This window comes from Streptomyces sp. NPDC059524 (genome assembly GCF_042749255.1).
GTDB classification, from domain to species: domain Bacteria; phylum Actinomycetota; class Actinomycetes; order Streptomycetales; family Streptomycetaceae; genus Streptomyces; species Streptomyces xanthii.
This window is the reverse complement of the sequence record NZ_JBHYTK010000008.1, coordinates 31,358-50,340: the sequence shown is the minus strand read 5'-3', so window position 1 is coordinate 50,340 and position 18,983 is coordinate 31,358. Positions and strand designations below refer to the sequence as shown.

The window sequence follows — 18,983 nt, the reverse complement described above, 5'->3', positions numbered from 1 at the left end:
GGGCCTCCTACGCCGCGACCAGGTACGAGAAGACGGACTCGAGGGACTCGTCGGACGGCGAGACCGTGAGCAGGCGGATGCCGTGCTCGCGCGCCACCTTGGGGAGCAGCGTCGTGAAGCGGCCGAAGTCGACGGCCTGGATGCGCAGCGCGCCCTCCTTGAGGTCGACCTCGATGCCGGCGGTGGACGGGTCCGCGATCAGTGCGGCGGCCAGGGCGCGGTCGTCGCTGGAGCGGACCAGATAGCGGTGCGGGCGGTCCGTCATCAGGCGGCGGATCTTGCGGAAGTCGCCGCTCGCCGCGTGCCGTCCGGCGACGATCACCTCGATGTGGGAGGCGAGTTGCTCGACCTCCTCGAGGATGTGCGAGGAGAAAAGCACCGTGCGGCCCTCGTCGCCCATGCGCCGCAGCAGGTCCATCAGCTGCATGCGCTGGCGCGGGTCCATGCCGTTGAACGGCTCGTCCAAGAGGAGCACGGACGGTTCGTGGACGAGCGCGGAGGCCATCTTCACGCGCTGGCGCATGCCCTTGGAGTACGTCGAGATCTTGCGGTCCTGCGCGTACTCCATCTCGACGGTGGCGAGGGCCCGCCCCGCCTCCTTCTTGCCGAGACCGTGCAACTCCGCGTTGGCGACGACGAATTCGCGGCCCGTGAGGAAGTCGTACATGGCCTCGCGCTCGGGGACGATCCCGATGTGGCGGTAGATCTGTTCGTTGCGCCAGATCGGCTGCCCGTCCAGGGTGACCGTGCCGTTGGAGGGGGCGAGGAAGCCGCCCATCATGTTGATGAGCGTGGACTTGCCCGCTCCGTTGGGGCCGAGCAGGCCCGTGACGCCGGGGCCGACCGTCATGGTGATGTCGTTGACGGCGACCACGTTGCCGAACCAGCGCGAGACGTGGTCGATGTTGATGGAGGTCACAGCCCGACCTTCCGGTAGCGGCGCATCAGCAGCCCGTAGGAGCCGGCGATGAGGCCGAGGACGACGAGGAGGTAGATCACGCCCTGGCCGGACGAGGGGCCGTGCGCGCCGGGGAAGGCGGACGTGGCGCCCAGGAAGGCGGTCTGCACTCCGTCGATGAGCGTGATCGGCGAGAACAGGCCGAGCCAGGAGACCGCGCCGCCGTTGTCCTGCGCGTCGGCGATCGCCTGGACGGTGGAGACGGCGCCGAAGGAGATCGTCAGGACGGCGATCACGGCGGCGATGCCGAAGCCGCGGCGCGGGGTGACGGCGGAGATGACGAGCCCGATGCCGGCGAGGAGCAGTGACAGCAGTGCCACGGAGACCAGTCCCTGGGCGAATCCCTTGGTCTGCTCGGCGAAGTCGAGCTTGGCGAGCAGTGCGCCTACGTAGAGGACGATCAGCGGCGCGGCGGTGAGGATGAACAGGGCGGAGGTCATGGCGGCGAACTTCGCCGCCACGTAGTCGCCGCGTTCGATGGGGCGCGAGAAGTAGAGCGGTACGGACTTGAAGCGCAGGTCGCGCGAGACGGCCTGGGGCGCCTGCGAGGCCACGTAGAGGGCGATCACCGCCTGGAGGACGATCGCGTAGCGCGTGTAGTCGAGCGGCAGGTCCTTCGCCTTGGTGGCGACGGCGACCGCGACCATGATCAGCGCGGGCACGCACATCACCACGAAGAGCAGCATGGGCAGCACCTTCGACTTGGCCGAGCGGCCCAGTCCGTACGCGCCGCGCAGGCTCTGCGAGAAGAGCGAGCGGCGGGCGTAGGCGCGGCCGAGGCGCGGGCCGTCGTAGTGGCGGTAGCCGATGTTGTGGATCTGGGTGGACGCGCGGTCCGTGGGCATGGGCTCAGTGGTCATCGTGGCCGCCTCCCGTCTGCTGTGCCGCCACGGAGGCGAGGGGTTCCTGCTGTTCGTCGGCCGGGCGGAAGACCTCCGCGATGTGGTGCCGGCGCTGTTCCATGCGCACCAGGCCCAGGCCGAGGTCGGCCACGACGTCGCGCACGAGGTCGTAGGTCTGCTCGCCCTGGGCGGTGAGCAGGACGATGTGTCCGGCGCCGGGCAGTTCGCCGCCGGTGTGGGTCTCGATGCCGCGCCCGGCGAGCGCCTCGCGCAACGCGCGCGTGCCGTCGGGGTGCGCGTCGCTGTCGGTGACCTCGACGGCGAGTGTCGCGGTGCTCTGCGTGAAGTCCTTGGTGGAGCTGGAGCGCAGCAGCTTGCCGCCGTCGATCACGACGACGTGGTCGCAGGTGCGCTCCAGTTCGCCGAGGAGGTGCGAGGTGACGAGGACCGAGATGCCGAACTCGGAGTGGACGCGGCGGATCAGGTCGAGCATGTCGTCGCGGCCGACCGGGTCCAGGCCGTTGGTCGGCTCGTCCAGGAAGACCAGCTGCGGGTCGTGGACGAGCGCCTGGGCCAGCTTCACGCGCTGCTTCATGCCGGTCGAGTAGCCGCCGATGGGGCGGTAGCGCTCCTCGTACAGGCCGACGTGGCGCAGCGTGTCCGCCGTGCGCTCGCGGGCGGCGGTGGGCGGCAGGCCCGACATGCGCGCCATGTGGACGACGAACTCGGTGGCCGAGACGTCGGGCGGCAGGCAGTCGTGCTCGGGCATGTAGCCGACCCGCTCGCGGATCTCGGCGCCCTTGGTCGCGACGTCGAGCCCGAGCACTTCGGCTCGGCCCTCCGAGGCGGGGGACAGACCCAGCAGGATCTTGATCATGGTGGACTTGCCGGCTCCATTGGCTCCGACGAGTCCGGTCACCCCGGGCTCGATGTCCATGGTCAGCCGGTCAAGCGCGGTCACCCGGGGGAACCGCTTGCTCAGGCTTTCGGTCGCGATCACAGTCACGCTTCGACGCTAGTGGCGCAGGCCACATCTGACGTCAGACCGTGGGGTCGACCTCGTATGCGACCTGAGGCGTACGGGTCCCTAGGGGGTCAGCCCCGAGTACTCCCTCGACCCCTGGTCCGTCACCCGTCGTGGTGGCCCGGTTGTGCACATCGCGGACGTTTTCCACAGTCTGCCGCAGGGCTCTTGACGTCGACGCCGGTCATTGTCACATTCATCAGTGTCAAGTTACGAGCGCGTACGGCGACGTCCCGGTCACGGGCGGCCGTGACCGGGACGGACGGTGGCATGACCACAGCAGTGGCACGGGAGCTCTCCGCGGAGCTGCGCGGGTTCAGGGAAGTGCAGACCCTCGCGTACGAGTGCGCGGAGGCGGTCGCGGCGCAGCTCAAGCCGGGTGTGACCGAGCGCGAGGCGGCGCGCATGCAGCGCGAGTGGCTGCGTGAGCGCGGGGTGCGGGACTGGTTCCACCTGCCCTTCGCCTGGTTCGGCGACCGCACCGCGTTCGTGAACTTCCGCGTCCCGCTGCAGTTCTTCCCGACGAACCGCAGGCTCGAGGCGGGCATGCCGTTCATCCTCGACATGGCCCCGGTCCACAAGGGCTACACGGCGGACATCGGCTACTCGGGCTGTCTCGGCCTCAGCCCGCTGCACGACAAGCTGCTCGCCGACCTCCGGGCGCACCGCGAGCTGATCCTGCGCGAGGTGCGCGAGCGCCGCTCGCTGCGGGAGATCTACGAGGACGTGGACCGGCTCATGGTCCGCCAGGGCTATGCGAACCGGCACCGGGCGTACCCCTTCGGCGTCATCGCCCACAAGGTGGACCGGGTCAGGGGGCGCCGGCTGAACCCGACGCTGTTCGGCTTCGGCACGCAGTCCCTCAAGGGCCTGGCGAGCGACGCGCTGCACGGGCACCGGGACGGCTGGTCGCCGCTGTGGTCCCCGTACCGGTTCTCCGACCACCCGCCGCAACCCGGCCTGTGGGCCGTGGAGCCGCACCTCGGATTCCGCGGCACCGGCGCCAAGTTCGAGGAGCTCCTCGTGGTGACGGACTCCAAGGACCCCGAGGAGAGCGCGTTTTGGCTGGACGACGATCTGCCGCACGTGCGGCGCTGGGCGGAGGGCATCTGATGACGGACCTGACGAAGATCCACGGCGCGCGCGAGCGCACGGTGGCCACGGGCGGGATCGAGCTGTGCGTCGTGGAGCTCGGCGACGCGGCGCGGCCCACCGTCGTCCTGGTGCACGGCTACCCGGACTCCAAGGAGGTGTGGTCCGAGGTCGCCACGCGCCTCGCGGACCGCTTCCACGTGGTCCTCTACGACGTGCGCGGCATGGGCCGGTCCACGGCTCCGTCCCCGCTGCGCGGCGGCTTCACCCTGGAGAAGCTGACCGACGACTTCGTGGCCGTCATCGACGCCGTGAGCCCGGACCGGCCGGTCCACGTCGTGGGGCACGACTGGGGCTCCGTGCAGTCCTGGGAGTTCGTCACGGTCAAGCGCACCGAGGGCCGCATCGCCTCCTTCACCTCGATGTCGGGCCCGTCCCTCGACCACTTCGGGCACTGGATCAAGCAGCGCATGAAGCGGCCCACGCCCCGCAAGGTCGGCCAGCTGCTCGGCCAGGGCGCCAAGTCCTGGTACGTGTACATGCTGCACACGCCGGTGGTTCCGGAGCTGGCCTGGCGCGGCCCGCTCGGCAAGCGCTGGCCGAAGATCCTGGAGCGCGTCGAGCGCGTCCCCGCCGGCGACTACCCGACGGCGTCGCTGCCCACGGACGCCGCCCACGGCGCCTGGCTCTACCGGGACAACGTGCGGGCGCGCCTGACCCGCCCCCGCGAGGACGCGTACGCGCACGCGCCCGTGCAGCTCATCACGCCCCTCGGGGACGCCTTCCTCTCGCCGCGGCTCTACGACCAGCTGGAGCTGTGGGCGCCGGACCTGACCCGGCGCAGCCTGCCCGCCAAGCACTGGGTGCCGCGCACCCGTCCCGACCAGCTCACGGCCTGGATCGGCGAGTTCGTCACCGCGCACGAGGCGCGGGAGGGCGGCGTGCCCGCGCGGCGCGCCACCCCCTCCGGCAAGTACGCGGACCGGTTCGGCGGGCAGCTCGTCCTGGTCACGGGCGCCGGCAGCGGCATCGGCCGGGCCACCGCGTTCGCGTTCGCCGAGGCCGGGGCGCGGGTGATCGCCGTGGACCGGGACGCGGAGAGCGCGGCCCGGACCGCCGAGATGGCGCAGCTGATCGGCGCCCCCGAGGCCTGGGCGGAGACCGTCGACGTCTCGGACGAGCAGGCCATGGAGAAGCTCGCCGAGAAGGTCGCGGCCGAGTACGGCGTGGTGGACGTGCTGGTGAACAACGCGGGCATCGGCCTGTCGGGTTCGTTCTTCGACACCACCCCCGAGGACTGGAAGAAGGTCCTCGACGTGAATCTGTGGGGCGTCATCCACGGCTGCCGTCTGTTCGGGAAGCAGATGGCCGACCGCGGCCAGGGCGGCCACATCGTCAACACGGCGTCGGCGGCCGCGTTCCTGCCGTCCAAGGCGCTGCCCGCCTACAGCACGTCGAAGGCCGCCGTCCTCATGCTCAGCGAGTGCCTGCGCGCCGAGCTGGCCGGCCAGGGCATCGGCGTCTCCGCGATCTGCCCGGGCCTGGTGAACACGAACATCACGGCGACGGCCCGCTTCGCCGGCGCGGACGCCGAGGAGGAGAAGCGCCGCCAGGAGAAGTCCTCGCGCCTGTACGGCCGGCGGAACTATCCGCCGGAGAAGGTCGCCGACGCGATCCTGGACGCCGTCGTGCAGAACAAGGCGGTGGTCCCGGTCACCCCGGAGGCGCGCGGCGCCCACCTGATGTCCCGCTTCACGCCCCGGGCCCTGCGCGCGATCGCACGGATGGAGCCGCCGTTGTGAGTGTCGTGGGCCGGCCGCGCCGGTCGTACCATCCCTCGCAGGAAGGTTCGCCGCGCAGGGCCGGCACGACCGAGGGGCGTGGGGTGTGACGGAGCAGTCGGTCGCCGAATACCGGATCGAGGACCTGGCGCACCACAGCGGCGCCACGGTCCGCACCATCCGTGCCTATCAGGACCGGGGCCTGCTGCCCCGGCCCGAGCGGCGCGGCCGGTCGAACGTGTACACGCACGCCCATCTGTCGCGGCTGCGGCAGATCGCCGACCTGCTCGACCGCGGGTACACCCTGGCCTCGATCAAGGAGCTCCTGGAGGCCTGGGACGCCGGCCGGGGGCTCGGCGGCGTGCTCGGTCTGGTCGCCGAGGTGGACAAGCCGTGGACCGACGAGCGGGCCGGGCGCATCACGCGCGCGGAGCTCGACGCGAGGTTCGGCGGCGACCCGGACGAGGCGGCCGTGCAGGACGCGATCGAGCTCGGTGTGCTGGAGCGCGTGCCGGGCCGGGACGACGAGTTCCTCGTGCCGAGCCCCCAAGAGCTGGCCGTGGCGGTCGAGTTGTACGCCGCGGGCGTGCCGTTGTCCGCGATCTCGGGCCATCTCAGGGAGTTGAGGGGGCAGATCGAGCACATCGCCGCCCGTTTCCTGGAGTTCACGACCGAGCACGTCTTCGCCCGCTATCTCGGCCCGCTCCCGCCGACGGACGCCGAAGCGGCCGAAGCGGCCTCCCTCGTGCGACGGCTGAGACCGCTCGCCCAGCAGTCGGTGGACGCCGAACTGGCCCGTGCGATGCGCCTGTTCGCGACCCAGCACCTCAACCGGCACCTGGCGGCGGGACCGGTGACCACGCTCCCCGACGAGCCGCAGACGATCACGATGCCGGCCGGCACGATGCGGGCCGTCCGCACGCTGGTTGGGCCTGAGCACGTCTCGGCGTTCATCGCGGCGGCCGCCGAACGCGAGGTGCAGGCCAGGACATTGGACTCACTCGCCTCAAATCACAACAACGAACACTGAGTTCGCCAAAGTGGGCATATCGCCTGCGAGTTGTCCACAGAATCGCCAATTCCCCTGTGGATAACGCGACTTGCTTGTGGATCAAACATGCGAGCAAAAAATTTCCGAAGACTTCGCCGGGGCTTCCGGGGCACCCTGACGCCATGGACGACCCCCGCACCGTGAAGGTGTCGAAGTACCTGTCCCGCCACCTGCGCCACCGGCCGGACCGCATCGGGCTGACCCCCGACGAGGCCGGCTGGGTCGAGATCGAGACGCTGCTCGCCGCGGCCGCCGCCCACGGCTTCCCCTTCACCCGCGCCGAGCTGGACCGCGTCGTCGCCGAGAACGACAAGCGGCGCTTCACGATCGACGGCACCCGCATCCGGGCCAACCAGGGCCACACGATCGCCGTCGACCTGGGCCTGGAGCCCGCCGAGCCGCCCGCGTACCTGTACCACGGCACCGTCCCCCGCTTCCTGGACGCGATCCGGGCCGAGGGGCTGCGCCCGATGGACCGGCACGACGTGCACCTGTCCGCCGACCGGGAGACCGCCACCCGCGTCGGCGCCCGGCGCGGCCGTCCCGTCGTGCTGTCCGTCGACGCGGGCGCCATGCACCGCGACGGCCACGTCTTCCGTGTGAGCGCGAACGGGGTCTGGCTGACGTCCGCCGTCCCCCCGCGCTACCTGCGCTTCCCCGGCTGATCCGGGCCCCGGCTCAGGCATCATCGACAGGTATGGACCAGGAACCCGGCAGCCGGACCCCGCTGCCCAGCACCGAAGCGGCCGTCTCCGCACTGCGCGCGCTCGCCGACGAGTACGCCGTGGAGTGCGTCGTCGAGCACGACATCGGCAGCGACCGGACCTCCCGGCGCACCGCCGCGGGCGTCGGCACCACGACCGATCCCGACGGCTCGCTGCCGCACGAGGCGTACGTCGAGCTCGGCGGATCGCCGCGGATCGACGTGCGGCTGTACCCCGAGGGCGACGCGCTGATCACCGTCGAGGGCGTCGAGTTCCACGACGTGCCCCGCGACGACGTGCCCGCATTCCTGCGCGCCTGCCTCAGCGGCCTCGCCCAGGTCCGCGGCCGGTTCTTCCCGCCCGGCTACCGGCTCGTGGTCCCGCTGCCCGGCGACCGCACCTACAAGGAGCTCGTACCGGCGACCCTCCTCACGCCCTGGCTCAGCCGCCAGGTCCGCTGAAGGCGGCCCGGGCCGCTTACGCTCGCAGGCATGACCGAATCGCCCCGCACACCGCAGTCCCCGCTCCGTCTGAGCACCGTGATCCTGCCCCACCGACGCTGGCACGAAGGGGCCCGCGAGGCCTGGGTGCGCGCCGAGGAGCTGGGCTTCCACACCGCGTACACCTACGACCACCTGTCCTGGCGCGTGCCGTTCCGCGACGGGCCCTGGTTCGGCGCCGTCCCCACGCTCACCGCCGCCGCGACCGCGACCGAGCGGCTGCGCCTGGGCACCCTGGTGACCTCCCCCAACTTCCGGCACCCCGTCACCCTCGCCAAGGAGCTCATCTCCCTGGACGACATCTCCGGCGGCCGGATCACGCTCGGCATCGGCGCGGGCGGCACCGGCTTCGACGCCACCGCTCTCGCGAGCGCCGGCCAGGAGCCGTGGACCCCGCGCGAACGGGCCGACCGCTTCGCCGAGTTCGTGCCGCTGCTCGACCGGCTGCTCACCGAGGACACCGTGACGTACGACGGCACGTTCTACTCGGCGGGCGGTGCGCAGAACATCCCGGGCTGTGTGCAGCGTCCCCGGCTGCCCTTCGCGGTGGCGGCGACCGGTCCGCGCGGGCTGAAGCTCGCCGCGCGGCACGGTCAGGCGTGGGTGACCACCGGCGACCCGAAGCTGTTCGAGTCGGGCACTCCGGAGCAGTCGGTTCAAGCCATTCGCGGACAGATCGAGAAGCTGACCGCGGCGTGCGACGCCATCGGCCGCGACGTGGCCGGACTGGACAAGATCCTGCTCTCCGGCTTCACCCCGGACCGGGCCCGTCCGCTGGACTCCGTCGACGCCTTCGTGGACTTCGCGGGCGTCCACCGGGACCTGGGCTTCACCGAGATCGTGCTGCACTGGCCGATCCCCGACACGCCCTTCGCCGCCGACCAGAAGGTCTTCGAGGCCATCGCCACGGACGCCCTCGCCCAGCTCGGCTGAAACCGGCTCCCGACGGTCCGGGGCAGGCGGGGCAGACGCGCCAGGTGCGTACTCATCTGCGCGCCCCGCCGCACGCCCGTGCACCCAGATGCGCGACCATGGGGCGGTGACCTCATCGACTCCTGGGCCCCGGACCCCGGCCCTCTCCGCGCCCCGGCTGATCGCCACGGACCTCGACGGCACTCTGCTGCACGACGACAAAACCGTTTCCCCTCGTACGGTCGCCGCGCTCGCCGCCGCCGAGGAGGCCGGCATCGAGGTCTTCTTCGTGACCGGCCGCCCGGCCCGCTGGATGGACGTGGTCGCCGACCACGTCCACGGTCACGGCCTGGCGATCTGCGGCAACGGCGCCGCCGTGGTGGACCTCCACGACGGCCCCGGCCGGCACCGGTTCGTCAAGGTGCGCGAGCTGGCGGTGCCGGACGCGCTGGACGTCGTACGGATCCTGCGGGAGGCGGCGCCCGGCACCGCGTACGCCGTCGAGCGGACCGGCGGGCTGCACCACGAGCCGGCGTACCCGCCGCTGCACCTCGACCCCGGCGAGACCGTCGCCCCGGCGGAGAAGCTGCTCTCCGCCGACTTCGAGGACGTCGCGGACCAGCCCGTGCTCAAGCTGCTCGCCTACCACCCGGAGCTGGACCCCGACGCGTTCCTGGCGCTGGCCCGCGCGGCCGTCGGCGACCTGGCGGCCATCACGCGCTCCAGCCCGAGCGCGCTGCTCGAGATCAGCGGGCGGGAGGTCTCCAAGGCGAGCACCCTCGCGCTGTGCTGCGCCGAGCGCGGCATCGACCCGTCGGAGGTCGTCGCCTTCGGGGACATGCCCAACGACATGGAGATGCTCGCCTGGGCGGGCCGCTCCTACGCGATGGGCAACGCGCACCCGGACGTCCTGACCGCCGCGACGGGCCGCACGGCCACCAACAACGAGGACGGCGTGGCCCGCGTCATCGAGGAGATCCTCGCGAACCGCTGATCCGTAGCGGCGCCCGGCCCGTCACAACCCGACGCCCCGCTCCGCGAACCAGGCCATCGGGTCCACCCCGGAGCCCAGATACGGCGTGAGCCGCACCTCGAAGTGCAGGTGCGGCCCCGTCGAGTTGCCGGTCGTGCCGGACTGTCCGATCCACTGGCCGGCCTTCACCTGTTCGCCCTGGTCCACCGCGACGGACGACAGGTGCGCGTACTGCGTGTAGTAGCCGCCCGCGTGCCGCAGCACGATCTGGATGCCGAAGGCGCCGCCGCAGGACACGCTCACCACGCGCCCGTCCCCGACCGAACGGACCGGCGTGCCGATGTCGACCGCGAAGTCCTGCCCGGTGTGCCGGTGCGCCCAGCGCGCCCCCGCGCTGTCGAAGCCCGCCGACAGCTTGTACCGCTCCACCGGTGGCACCCACGCGCGCGTGGAGGTGAACGCGGGCTGGTCGAGACGGACCGCGCCCCGGCACTGACCGGCGGCCACCGAACTCTCCGCCTGGCCCTGCAGCGTCCACTGCGCCGCCTGGAGCCTGCTCGCGATGCTCTTCTTCAGGCCGGCGAGTTCGTCGTTGCGCTTCTTCAGGGAGAGCCACGCGGCCGTCGCCCTGCGCTGTCCCTCCTCCAGCTTCTTCTCGGCCCGCTGACTCTTCGCGACCGCGTTGTCCAGCGCCAGATCCGCCTGCCAGGCGGCACGCTGACCGTGCATCAACTCCTCGGGGTCGTCGGAGAGCAGCATCTGGGCGGCGACCGGGATGTCGCCGCCGTTGCGGTACTGGGCGCGGGCGATGCGCCCGAGGTCGTCGTGGAGCACGGCGCTCTCCCGCCGCTCCTCGGCGAGCAGCCGCTCTATGCGCTGGGCCTCCGCCTTCTGGAGTTCGGCGGCCTTGCGCCCCTCCTCGTAGTGCTGCGAGGCCTTGGACGCCTCTTCGTAGAGGCGCGCCACCTCGGCGCTCGCCTCGGGGCCGTCGGCCCCCACGGACAGCGCGGGAGTGCCTCCGAGGGCGACGAGCGCGCACAGCGCCGCCGGGACGACGAGCGAACTGCGGGAACGGCGGGGTCGTTGGGACATGTAACGGATCGTCACCCGCCCCGCCCGACCGCACCTGTGGAGCGCGTGCGCCCGGGGGAACCGCTGCCCCGGACGGCGCAGAAACGTAACTCCTCAAGCAGGGGAGGGAACGGGCGGGCCGGAAATCAGTGCGGTGCCTGCCACACCAGCGCCGTGCCGCCCCCGTCCTCACCGGTCCCGGGCCCGTACCAGCTGTCTCCGCCGAGCGACTCCGCGCGCCGCTTGAGGTTCTTCAGGCCGCTGCGCCGGCCACCGTCGGGGATGCCCACGCCGTCGTCGGCGACGGTCAGCCGGACACCCGGCCGTCCGTCCGGCAGGACCACGGTGGCGTCCACGACGACCGCGATGGACGAGGCCCGCGCGTGCCGGAACGCGTTGGAGAGCGCCTCGCGCAGGGCCGCGATGAGGTTCTTGCCGGTGACCTCGCCGACGAGCGTGTCGACCGGGCCCACGAAGTGGTGCGCGGGCTTGAAGCCGAGCGGCACCGCCGCCATGTTGATCTCGCGCAGCACGCGCGTGCGCAGCCCCGCCGGCGCCTCCGTCGGCCCCTGCTGGAGCGCGAAGATGGCGGTGCGGATCTCCTGGATGGTGGTGTCCAGCTCGTCGACCGCCTTGCCGACCCCCCGCTGCACCTCGGGCACCACCGAGCGGCGCTGGGCCGTCTCCAGCATCATCCCGGTGGCGAACAGCCGCTGGATCACGAGGTCGTGCAGGTCGCGCGCGATGCGGTCGCGGTCCTCGTAGACGGCCAGCCGCTCCCGGTCGCGCTGCGCCTCGGCCATCATCAGGGCCAGGGCCGCCTGGGAGGCGAACTGGGCGCCGAGCGTGCGCTCCGCCTCGCTGAAGGGACGCGCCCCACGCGCGCGTGGCGTCACGAGCGTGCCGAGCACCCGGCCCTCGCTGCGCAGCGGGAGCAGCATCGCGGGGCCGTAGGCGCTCGCGAGCTCGGTCGTGACCCGCGGGTCCGTGGCCGCGTCCTCGATGAACACGGGCTCCCCGCAGAGCAGTTCCGTGACGATGGCGCTCTCCGGGGGCACCACGACGCCGAGCGCCGCGGAGGGGTGGTCGGAGGCCACCGCGACGATCTCCATGCCGCCCTCGGCGTCGGGCAGCAGCACGAGACCGGCCGCCGAGTCGGACAGGTGCCGGGCCTGTTCGGCGACCACCTGGAGGGCGTCCTCCGCATCGCCTCCGGACAGGAGCGCCGTGGTCACGGCCACGGAGCCGTCGATCCACCGCTCCCGCTGCCGGGCCGCCTCGTACAGGCGCGCGTTGCCGATCGCGATGCCGGCCTCGGTGGCGAGCACCCGGACCATGTTGAGGTCGTAGTCGGTGAACTCCTCGCCCCCGTGCTTCTCCGTGAGGTAGAGGTTGCCGAAGATCTCGCCCTGGACGCGGATGGGCACCCCCAGGAAGGTGCGCATCGGCGGGTGCCGGGGCGGGAAGCCGCAGGAGCGCGGGTCGTCGGCGAGGTCGGCCATCCGCATCGGCACGGGGTCGTGGATGAGGGCGCCGAGCAGCCCGCGGTGGCCGTCGGGAAGCCGGCCGATGCGGCGCGCCGTCTCCTCGTCCAGGCCGTGGTAGACGAAGTCCGACAGGCCCTTGCCGTCCTCGGCGACGACGCCGATCGCCGCGTAGCGGGCACCCGCGAGCTCGGCCGCGGTCTCGCAGATCCGGTCGAGCGTGGAGTGCAGCTCCAGTCCCGTGCCGACCGAGCGCATCGCCTCCAGGAGCTGTGGCACGCGCGCGGTCAGCTCGGCCGAGAGCCCCTGGAGGCCACGCGTGGCCCGGGTGGCCGCCTCGTCCGGGTCGGCGGCCGACTCGTCCGGGTCGGCGGCCGACTCAGCGGGGTCGGCGGAGGCGGGGGCGCCGGGGTCCGTGGGTGCAACCATGACCCCGAGGGTAATTAGTCCTATTTGGCGACGAAAGTCGGGTTCACTGGCCGGACAGGGCCGGAAGCGCGCCCTCCCGCTCCCGCAGCGACCGCAGCGGCCCCTCGACGGCGGCCAGCTCCGCGTACGGGCCGCGCTGCACGACCGTCCCGCCGTCCAGCACCAGCACCTCGTCCACGGCCTCCAGACCCGCGAGCCGATGCGTGATCAGCACCGTCGTACGGCCCCGGGTCGCGTCCAGCAGGTCCGCGGTGAGCGCGTCGGCCGTCTCCAGGTCCAGATGCTCGGCCGGCTCGTCGAGCACGAGGACCGGGAAGTCGGCGAGCAGCGCGCGGGCCAGGGCGAGCCGCTGCCGCTGCCCGCCCGACAGTCGCGCCGCGTGCTCGCCCACCAGGGTGTCGAGCCCGTCGGGCAGCGCGTCCGCCCACTCCAGGAGACGTACGCGGCCCAGGGCGGCCCGCAGCTCATCCTCCGTGGCGTCCTTCTTGGCGAGGAGCAGGTTCTCGCGAACGGTGCTGTCGAAGAGGTGCGCGTCCTGGGCGCAGAGCCCGACCGCGCGGCGCACGGCGTCGCCGTCGATCCGCGTGGCGTCGACCCCGCCGAGCGTGTACGTGCCCGCACCCGGGTCGAGGAAGCGCAGCAGCACCTGGGCGAGCGTGGTCTTGCCGGACCCCGACGGGCCCACGACCGCGACCCGGCGCCCGCGCGCCAGCGTGAGGTCGACCCCGGCGAGCGCGTCCCGCGCCTGCCCCTCGTACCGGGCGGTGAGCCCCCGCACGACGAGCGGGAACGGGTCCTGCGGCGCGGGCACGGGCCGCTCCGGCTCCCGTACGGGATCGGGCGCGTCCAGGACCTCGTGGACGCGCTCGGCGCTCTTGCGGACGCGCTGGCGGTACTGCACGGCGAGCGGCAGCCCGAGCACCGCCTCGAACGCGGCGAGCGGGGTGAGCACGACGACCGCGAGCGCCACCCCGTCGAGCTGCCCGACGCGCACGCCCTGGACACCGGCGAGCGCCGCCCCGGCCACGGTGAGGCCCGTGATCAGCGCGGTCAGCCCGTCGCCGAGCGCGGTCGCGGTGGCGGCGCGCGAGGCGATCCGGGTCAGCGCGGAGTCCGCCTCCCCGGCCTCCTTCATGCGGCGCGGCAGCGCGCCGGACACGGTCAGCTCGGCGGTGCCGGTGAGCAGCTCGGCCGCGCGGGTGGCGAGCAGCCCGCGCGCGGGGGCCAGACGGCGCTCGGCGCGGCGGGCGACGGCCCCGGACAGCAGCGGCACACCGACCCCGGCGAGGAGCAGTCCGGCGGCGAGCACGGCGCCCGCCGCGGGCAGCAGCCACGCGGTGAAGGCCACCGAGCCCGCGCCCACGAGGGCTGCGGCCGACGCGGGCAGCAGCCAGCGCAGCCAGTAGTCCTGCAGAGCGTCGACATCGCTCACCAGACGGGACAGCAGGTCGCCGCGCCGGGTCGCGCGCAGTCCCGCGGGCGCGAGCCGCTCCAGGCGGCGGTAGACGGCGACCCGGGTGTCGGCCAGCATGCGCAGCACGGCGTCGTGCGACACGAGCCGCTCCGCGTACCGGAAGCAGGCCCGGCCGATGCCGAACGCGCGCGTGGCGGTGACCGCGACCATCAGGTAGAGCACGGGCGGCTGCTGCGAGGCCCGCGAGATCAGCCAGCCGCTGGTCGCCATCAGGCCGACGGAGCTGCCGAGCGCGAGCGCACCGAGCAGCAGTGCGAGGGCGAGCCGGGAGCGGCGCGGACGGGCCGCGGCGCGGAGCCGGGCGAGGACGCCGCGTCCTTCGGCCCGCCGCTCGGGGCGCTCCGGAGCGGCCGCGGGCGCCTCCTGGCGGGTCTGCGCCGGGACGGACGCGGGGACCGGCTCGGTCACCGGCGCCGGGTCCTCCGTGGCGGCGGCGGGCGGCGCGAGCCGCACCACCCGGTCCGCGACCGCGAGCAGCGCCGGGCGGTGGACGACCAGGATCACGGTGCGGCCCACGGCGAGCCGGCGCACCGCCTCGACGATGCCCGCCTCGGTGTCGCCGTCCAGCGCGGCCGTCGGCTCGTCCAGCAGGACCACGGGACGGTCGGCGAGGAAGGCGCGGGCGAGCGCGAGGCGCTGCCGCTGTCCCGCCGAGAGCCCGGAACCGTCGTCGCCGAGCACGGTGTCGAGGCCCTCGGGGAGCGCCTCGACGAAGTCCAGGGCGCCCGCCTCACCGAGCGCCGCGCGCACCGCGGCGTCGTCGGCGTCCGGCCGGGCGAGCCGTACGTTCTCCGCGATCGAGCCCGCGTAGAGCTGCGGCCGCTGCGGCACCCACGCCACGCGCGCGTGCCAGTTCTCCCGCGCCACCTCGGAGAGATCGGCGCCGCCCACCAGGACGCGCCCGTCGCGCGGCCGGACGAAGCCCAGCAGGGCGCTCAGGAGCGTCGACTTGCCGGCGCCGCTCGGGCCCACCAGGGCGACGGTCTCGCCCCGGGCCACCTCGAAGGAGACCGACGAGACGGCGTCCGTCCCGCGCCCTTCGTAGCGGACCGAGACACGGTCGAAGGCGATGCCGCCCTCCTCGGGCAGCGCCTTCGTGCCGCTCTCGGGCAGGGGCGTCTCCAGGACGTCGAAGATCTCCTCGGCTGCGGCGAGACCCTCGGCGGCCGCGTGGAACTGCGCCCCGACCTGGCGCAGCGGCAGATACGCCTCGGGCGCCAGGACGAGGATGACGATGCCGACGTAGAGGTCCATGTCGCCGTGCACGAGCCGCATGCCGATGGTGACGGCGACCAGCGCGACCGACAGGGTCGCGAGCAGTTCGAGGGCGAAGGACGACAGGAAGGCGATCCGCAGCGTGCGCATCGTGGCCCTGCGGTACTCGCCGGTGATCGTGCGGATGGACTCGGCCTGCGCCTTCGCGCGGCCGAACACCTTCAGGGTGGGCAGACCCGCGACGACGTCCAGGAAATGGCCCGAGAGCCGGGACAGGAGCCGCCACTGACGGTCCATCCGGGACTGGGTGGCCCACCCGATGAGGATCATGAAGACGGGGATGAGGGGCAGCGTGCCGACGATGATCGCCGCCGACACCCAGTCCTCGGTGACGACGCGGGCGAGCACCGCCACCGGGACCACCACCGCGAGCCCCAACTGCGGCAGATAGCGCGAGAAGTAGTCGTCCAGGGCGTCGACGCCCCGGGTCGCGAGCGCCACGAGGGAGCCGGTGCGCTGCCCGGTCAGCCAACCGGAGCCGAGCCCGGCCGCCCTTTCGAGCAGCCGGCGCCGCAGCTCCGACTTCACGGCCGCGCTCGCCCGGTGCGCCGCGAGCTCGGTCAGCCAGGACACGAGGCCCCGGCCGGCCGCCACGGCGACGAGCAGCAGCAGCGGCGTGCTCAGCCGCGCCGCGTCGAACCCGTGCTGGAACGCGCCCACCACGACCTCGGCGATGAGCATCGCCTGGGCGATGACCAGGCCCGCCCCGGCGGCACCGAGGACGACCACCGCGATCAGGAAGAGACGGGTCGCCCGGGCGTACCGGAGCAGGCGCTGGTCGATCGGTTTCACGTGAAACACACCCTCGCGTAGCGGTTTCTCACCGGGTCAGTGCGCGGCGTCGGCGATGTGGTGCGTGCCGATGCGCTTGCGAAACACCCAGTAGGTCCACGACTGGTAGAGCAGCACGATCGGGGTCGCGATGCCGGCGCACCAGGTCATGATCTTCAGCGTGTACGGGCTGGACGAGGCGTTGCTGACCGTCAGACTCCAGTCCGCGTTCAGCGACGACGGCATGACGTTCGGGAACAGCGTCAGGAAGAGCATCGCGACGGCCGCCACGATCGTGAGCCCGGACAGGGCGAACGACCAGCCCTCGCGGCCCAGCTTGACGGCCCCGAGCGCGCCGACCAGCGCCACCACGGCCACGATCATCGCGGCGAGCGAGCCGCCGTCCCCGTGGTCGGCCTGGGTCCAGATCAGGAAGCCGAGCGCGGCCACCGCGGCGACCAGTCCCACGGCGAGCGCCGTCCTGCGCGCCCGCGTCCGGATGTCACCGACGGTCTTGAGCGCTGTGAACACGGCGCCGTGGAAGGTGAACAGGGTGAGCGTGACCAGACCGCCGAGCAGCGCGTACGGGTTGAGCAGGTCCCAGAAGTTCCCGACGTACTCGAAGTCCTTGTCGATCTTCACGCCGCGCACGATGTTGCCGAAGGCCACGCCCCACAGGAACGCGGGGATCAGCGAGGTCCAGAAGATCGCGTGCTCCCAGTTGGCCTGCCAGCGCTCCTCGGGCCGCTTGGCGCGGTACTCGAAGGCCACACCGCGGATGATCAGGCACACCAGGATGATCAGCAGCGGCAGGTAGAAGCCGGAGAACAGCGTCGCGTACCACTCGGGGAAGGCTGCGAAGGTCGCGCCGCCCGCGGTGAGCAGCCACACCTCGTTGCCGTCCCAGACCGGGCCGATCGTGTTGATCAGCACCCGGCGTTCGGTGCGGTCGCGGGCCAGCAGCTTGGTGAGCACACCGACCCCGAAGTCGAATCCCTCCAGGAAGAAGTAGCCGATCCACAGGACGGCGATGAGTACGAACCAGACGTCGTGGAGTTCCATGACTCGTGAGCCCCCAGGGCCTAGTAGGAGAAGGCCATCGGCTTGTCGGCGTCCCGGTCCCCGCCGATCTTGGTGGGCGGGTTGAGGTCGTCCTCGGTGAGCTCGGGCGGGCCGGCCTTCACGTACTTCACGAGGAGCTTGACCTCGATCACGGCGAGCACCGCGTAGAGCAGTGTGAAGACGGTCATCGAGGTGATGACCTCGCCCTGCGAGACACCGGGGGAGACCGCGTCGCGGGTCTGCAGCACGCCGTAGACGACCCACGGCTGGCGGCCCATCTCGGTGAAGATCCAGCCCCAGGAGTTGGCGATCAGCGGGAAGCCGAGCGTCCACAGCGCGACGAGCCAGTAGAGCTTGGTGAACTTCGGGTTGAGCGCCTTGTTCTTGAAGAGGACCAGGTTCGGCACCTCGTCCTCACCCACCCTCAGGTGCTGGGGCAGCATGAACTTCTTGCGGGTGAGCCAGAGTCCGAGGATGCCGAGCGCGAAGGACGCCATCCCGAAGCCGATCATCCAGCGGAAGGCCCAGAAGGTGACGGGGATGATCGGGCGGTAGTCGCCCGGACCGTACTTCTCCTGCTCGGCCTTGTTGGTGTCGTTGATGCCGGGAACGTACGAGGTGAAGTCGTCGTCGGCGAGGAAGGACAGTATCCCGGGGATCGACAGCTCGACCGTGTTGTGGCCCTTGCTGACGTCACCCACGGCGAACACCGAGAAGGGCGCCGAGTTCTGACCCTCCCACAGGGCCTCCGCTGCGGCCATCTTCATCGGCTGCTGCTTGAACATGACCTTGCCGAGCAGGTCGCCGCTGACCGCGGTGAGCAGGCCGGCGATCACCACGGTGACCAGGCCGAGCCGCAGCGAGGTCTTCATGACGCCCACGTGCTTCTTGCGCGCCAGGTGGAAGGCGGCGATGCCGACCATGAACGCGCCGCCGGTCAGGAACGAGGCGGTCAGCGTGTGGAAGGCCTGGGTGAGAGCCGTGTTCTGCGTCAGCACGTGCCAGAAGTCGGTGAGCTCGGCGCGGCCGTTCGCCTTGTTGATCCGGTAGCCCACCGGGTGCTGCATCCAGGAGTTGGCCGCGAGGATGAAGTACGCGGACAGGACCGTGCCGATCGACACCATCCAGATGCAGGCCAGATGGATCTTCTTCGGCAGCTTGTCCCAGCCGAAGATCCACAGCCCGATGAAGGTGGACTCGAAGAAGAAGGCGATCAGAGCCTCGAAGGCCAGCGGCGCCCCGAAGATGTCACCGACGAAGCGGGAGTAGTCCGACCAGTTCATGCCGAACTGGAACTCCTGCACGATGCCGGTGACCACACCCATCGCGATGTTGATCAGGAAGAGCTTGCCCCAGAACTTGGTGGCCCTGAGGTACTTCTCCTTCTCCGTGCGCACCCAGGCGGTCTGCAGCCCGGCGACCAGAGCCGCGAGCGAGATCGTCAGGGGGACGAACAGGAAGTGGTAGACGGTGGTGATGCCGAACTGCCATCGCGCCAGAGTTTCCGGCGCCAGAGCCAGGTCCACTGCGTCTCTCCTTACATCGCCGTGGTCACAGCGGCAGTTTGCCCCTTTTATCCC

At 72.0% G+C, this 18,983-nt stretch carries 15 protein-coding genes; 7 read left to right on the top strand and 8 right to left on the bottom strand.

From position 1 onward, the window contains the following. Nucleotides 1–7: 7 nt before the first annotated feature. From ACFW9D_RS03785 to ACFW9D_RS03775, 3 genes are read right to left on the bottom strand one after another with little or no spacing between them, the layout of a single operon-like run. Entirely contained in the window at nt 8–919 is a 912-nt protein-coding gene (locus ACFW9D_RS03785) for an ABC transporter ATP-binding protein (RefSeq protein WP_188337905.1), read from the bottom strand. Then, nucleotides 916–1,818, bottom strand: coding sequence for an ABC transporter permease (locus ACFW9D_RS03780; RefSeq protein WP_384617357.1), 903 nt, complete (start codon nt 1,816–1,818; stop codon nt 916–918). The genes ACFW9D_RS03785 and ACFW9D_RS03780 overlap by 4 nt, the downstream gene beginning before the upstream one ends. Then, the gene (locus ACFW9D_RS03775) at nt 1,808–2,806 is read right to left on the bottom strand and encodes an ABC transporter ATP-binding protein (RefSeq protein ID WP_188337906.1); all 999 of its coding nucleotides are present in this window, start codon (nt 2,804–2,806) and stop codon (nt 1,808–1,810) included. Before ACFW9D_RS03775 ends, ACFW9D_RS03780 begins: the two co-directional genes overlap by 11 nt. Before the next feature lie 288 nt (nt 2,807–3,094). On the opposite strand from ACFW9D_RS03775, the gene ACFW9D_RS03770 reads away from it, so the two are divergent. The 7 genes from ACFW9D_RS03770 (at nt 3,095) to ACFW9D_RS03740 (ending at nt 9,858) form a co-directional block, all read left to right on the top strand. After that, on the top strand, nt 3,095–3,937 hold the full coding sequence (locus tag ACFW9D_RS03770) for a M24 family metallopeptidase (RefSeq protein ID WP_384617354.1): 843 nt from the start codon (nt 3,095–3,097) through the stop codon (nt 3,935–3,937). Then, entirely contained in the window at nt 3,937–5,718 is a 1,782-nt protein-coding gene (locus ACFW9D_RS03765; protein WP_384617352.1) for an SDR family oxidoreductase, read from the top strand. Before ACFW9D_RS03770 ends, ACFW9D_RS03765 begins: the two co-directional genes overlap by 1 nt. An 85-nt stretch (nt 5,719–5,803) precedes the next feature. Further along, a complete protein-coding gene (locus ACFW9D_RS03760; RefSeq protein ID WP_384617349.1) occupies nt 5,804–6,727 on the top strand; it encodes a MerR family transcriptional regulator in 924 nt (307 codons plus the stop codon). A 143-nt stretch (nt 6,728–6,870) separates the two neighbouring features. Beyond that, a complete protein-coding gene (locus ACFW9D_RS03755) occupies nt 6,871–7,413 on the top strand; it encodes an RNA 2'-phosphotransferase (protein ID WP_384617347.1) in 543 nt (180 codons plus the stop codon). Nucleotides 7,414–7,445: 32 nt separating this feature from the next. Continuing rightward, nucleotides 7,446–7,913, top strand: coding sequence for a hypothetical protein (locus ACFW9D_RS03750; RefSeq protein WP_384617345.1), 468 nt, complete (start codon nt 7,446–7,448; stop codon nt 7,911–7,913). Nucleotides 7,914–7,943: 30 nt separating this feature from the next. Continuing rightward, nucleotides 7,944–8,885: an LLM class flavin-dependent oxidoreductase gene (locus ACFW9D_RS03745; protein WP_384617342.1), complete on the top strand. Its 942-nt coding sequence runs from the start codon at nt 7,944–7,946 to the stop codon at nt 8,883–8,885. Between the two features lie 88 nt (nt 8,886–8,973). Continuing rightward, nucleotides 8,974–9,858: an HAD-IIB family hydrolase gene (locus ACFW9D_RS03740; protein ID WP_188337912.1), complete on the top strand. Its 885-nt coding sequence runs from the start codon at nt 8,974–8,976 to the stop codon at nt 9,856–9,858. 21 nt (nt 9,859–9,879) lie between these two features. Here ACFW9D_RS03740 and ACFW9D_RS03735 read toward each other — a convergent pair whose 3' ends face one another. From ACFW9D_RS03735 to ACFW9D_RS03715, 5 genes are all read right to left on the bottom strand, one after another. Next, nucleotides 9,880–10,929, bottom strand: a complete 1,050-nt coding sequence (locus tag ACFW9D_RS03735; protein ID WP_384617339.1) for a peptidoglycan DD-metalloendopeptidase family protein — start codon at nt 10,927–10,929, stop codon at nt 9,880–9,882. 125 nt (nt 10,930–11,054) lie between these two features. Then, nucleotides 11,055–12,821, bottom strand: coding sequence for a GAF domain-containing sensor histidine kinase (locus ACFW9D_RS03730; RefSeq protein WP_384617336.1), 1,767 nt, complete (start codon nt 12,819–12,821; stop codon nt 11,055–11,057). Nucleotides 12,822–12,864: 43 nt separating this feature from the next. Further along, nucleotides 12,865–16,362, bottom strand: coding sequence for a thiol reductant ABC exporter subunit CydD (cydD, locus tag ACFW9D_RS03725; protein ID WP_384617334.1), 3,498 nt, complete (start codon nt 16,360–16,362; stop codon nt 12,865–12,867). Nucleotides 16,363–16,398: 36 nt separating this feature from the next. Next, a complete protein-coding gene (cydB, locus tag ACFW9D_RS03720) occupies nt 16,399–17,403 on the bottom strand; it encodes a cytochrome d ubiquinol oxidase subunit II (protein ID WP_188337916.1) in 1,005 nt (334 codons plus the stop codon). Nucleotides 17,404–17,423: 20 nt separating this feature from the next. After that, on the bottom strand, nt 17,424–18,929 hold the full coding sequence (locus tag ACFW9D_RS03715; RefSeq protein ID WP_188337917.1) for a cytochrome ubiquinol oxidase subunit I: 1,506 nt from the start codon (nt 18,927–18,929) through the stop codon (nt 17,424–17,426). Nucleotides 18,930–18,983 lie beyond the last annotated feature (54 nt).

Excerpts from the sequence above, each read along its gene's own strand:
- ACFW9D_RS03755 (WP_384617347.1), top strand. The coding sequence starts at position 6,871 with ATGGACGACCCCCGCACCGTGAAGGTGTCGAAGTACCTGTCCCGCCAC.
- ACFW9D_RS03740 (WP_188337912.1), top strand. The coding sequence starts at position 8,974 with ATGCGCGACCATGGGGCGGTGACCTCATCGACTCCTGGGCCCCGGACC.
- ACFW9D_RS03735 (WP_384617339.1), bottom strand. The coding sequence starts at position 10,929 with ATGTCCCAACGACCCCGCCGTTCCCGCAGTTCGCTCGTCGTCCCGGCG.
- ACFW9D_RS03750 (WP_384617345.1), top strand. The coding sequence starts at position 7,446 with ATGGACCAGGAACCCGGCAGCCGGACCCCGCTGCCCAGCACCGAAGCG.
- cydB (WP_188337916.1), bottom strand. The coding sequence starts at position 17,403 with ATGGAACTCCACGACGTCTGGTTCGTACTCATCGCCGTCCTGTGGATC.
- ACFW9D_RS03770 (WP_384617354.1), top strand. The coding sequence starts at position 3,095 with ATGACCACAGCAGTGGCACGGGAGCTCTCCGCGGAGCTGCGCGGGTTC.
- ACFW9D_RS03765 (WP_384617352.1), top strand. The coding sequence starts at position 3,937 with ATGACGGACCTGACGAAGATCCACGGCGCGCGCGAGCGCACGGTGGCC.
- ACFW9D_RS03780 (WP_384617357.1), bottom strand. The coding sequence starts at position 1,818 with ATGACCACTGAGCCCATGCCCACGGACCGCGCGTCCACCCAGATCCAC.
- ACFW9D_RS03745 (WP_384617342.1), top strand. The coding sequence starts at position 7,944 with ATGACCGAATCGCCCCGCACACCGCAGTCCCCGCTCCGTCTGAGCACC.
- ACFW9D_RS03730 (WP_384617336.1), bottom strand. The coding sequence starts at position 12,821 with ATGGTTGCACCCACGGACCCCGGCGCCCCCGCCTCCGCCGACCCCGCT.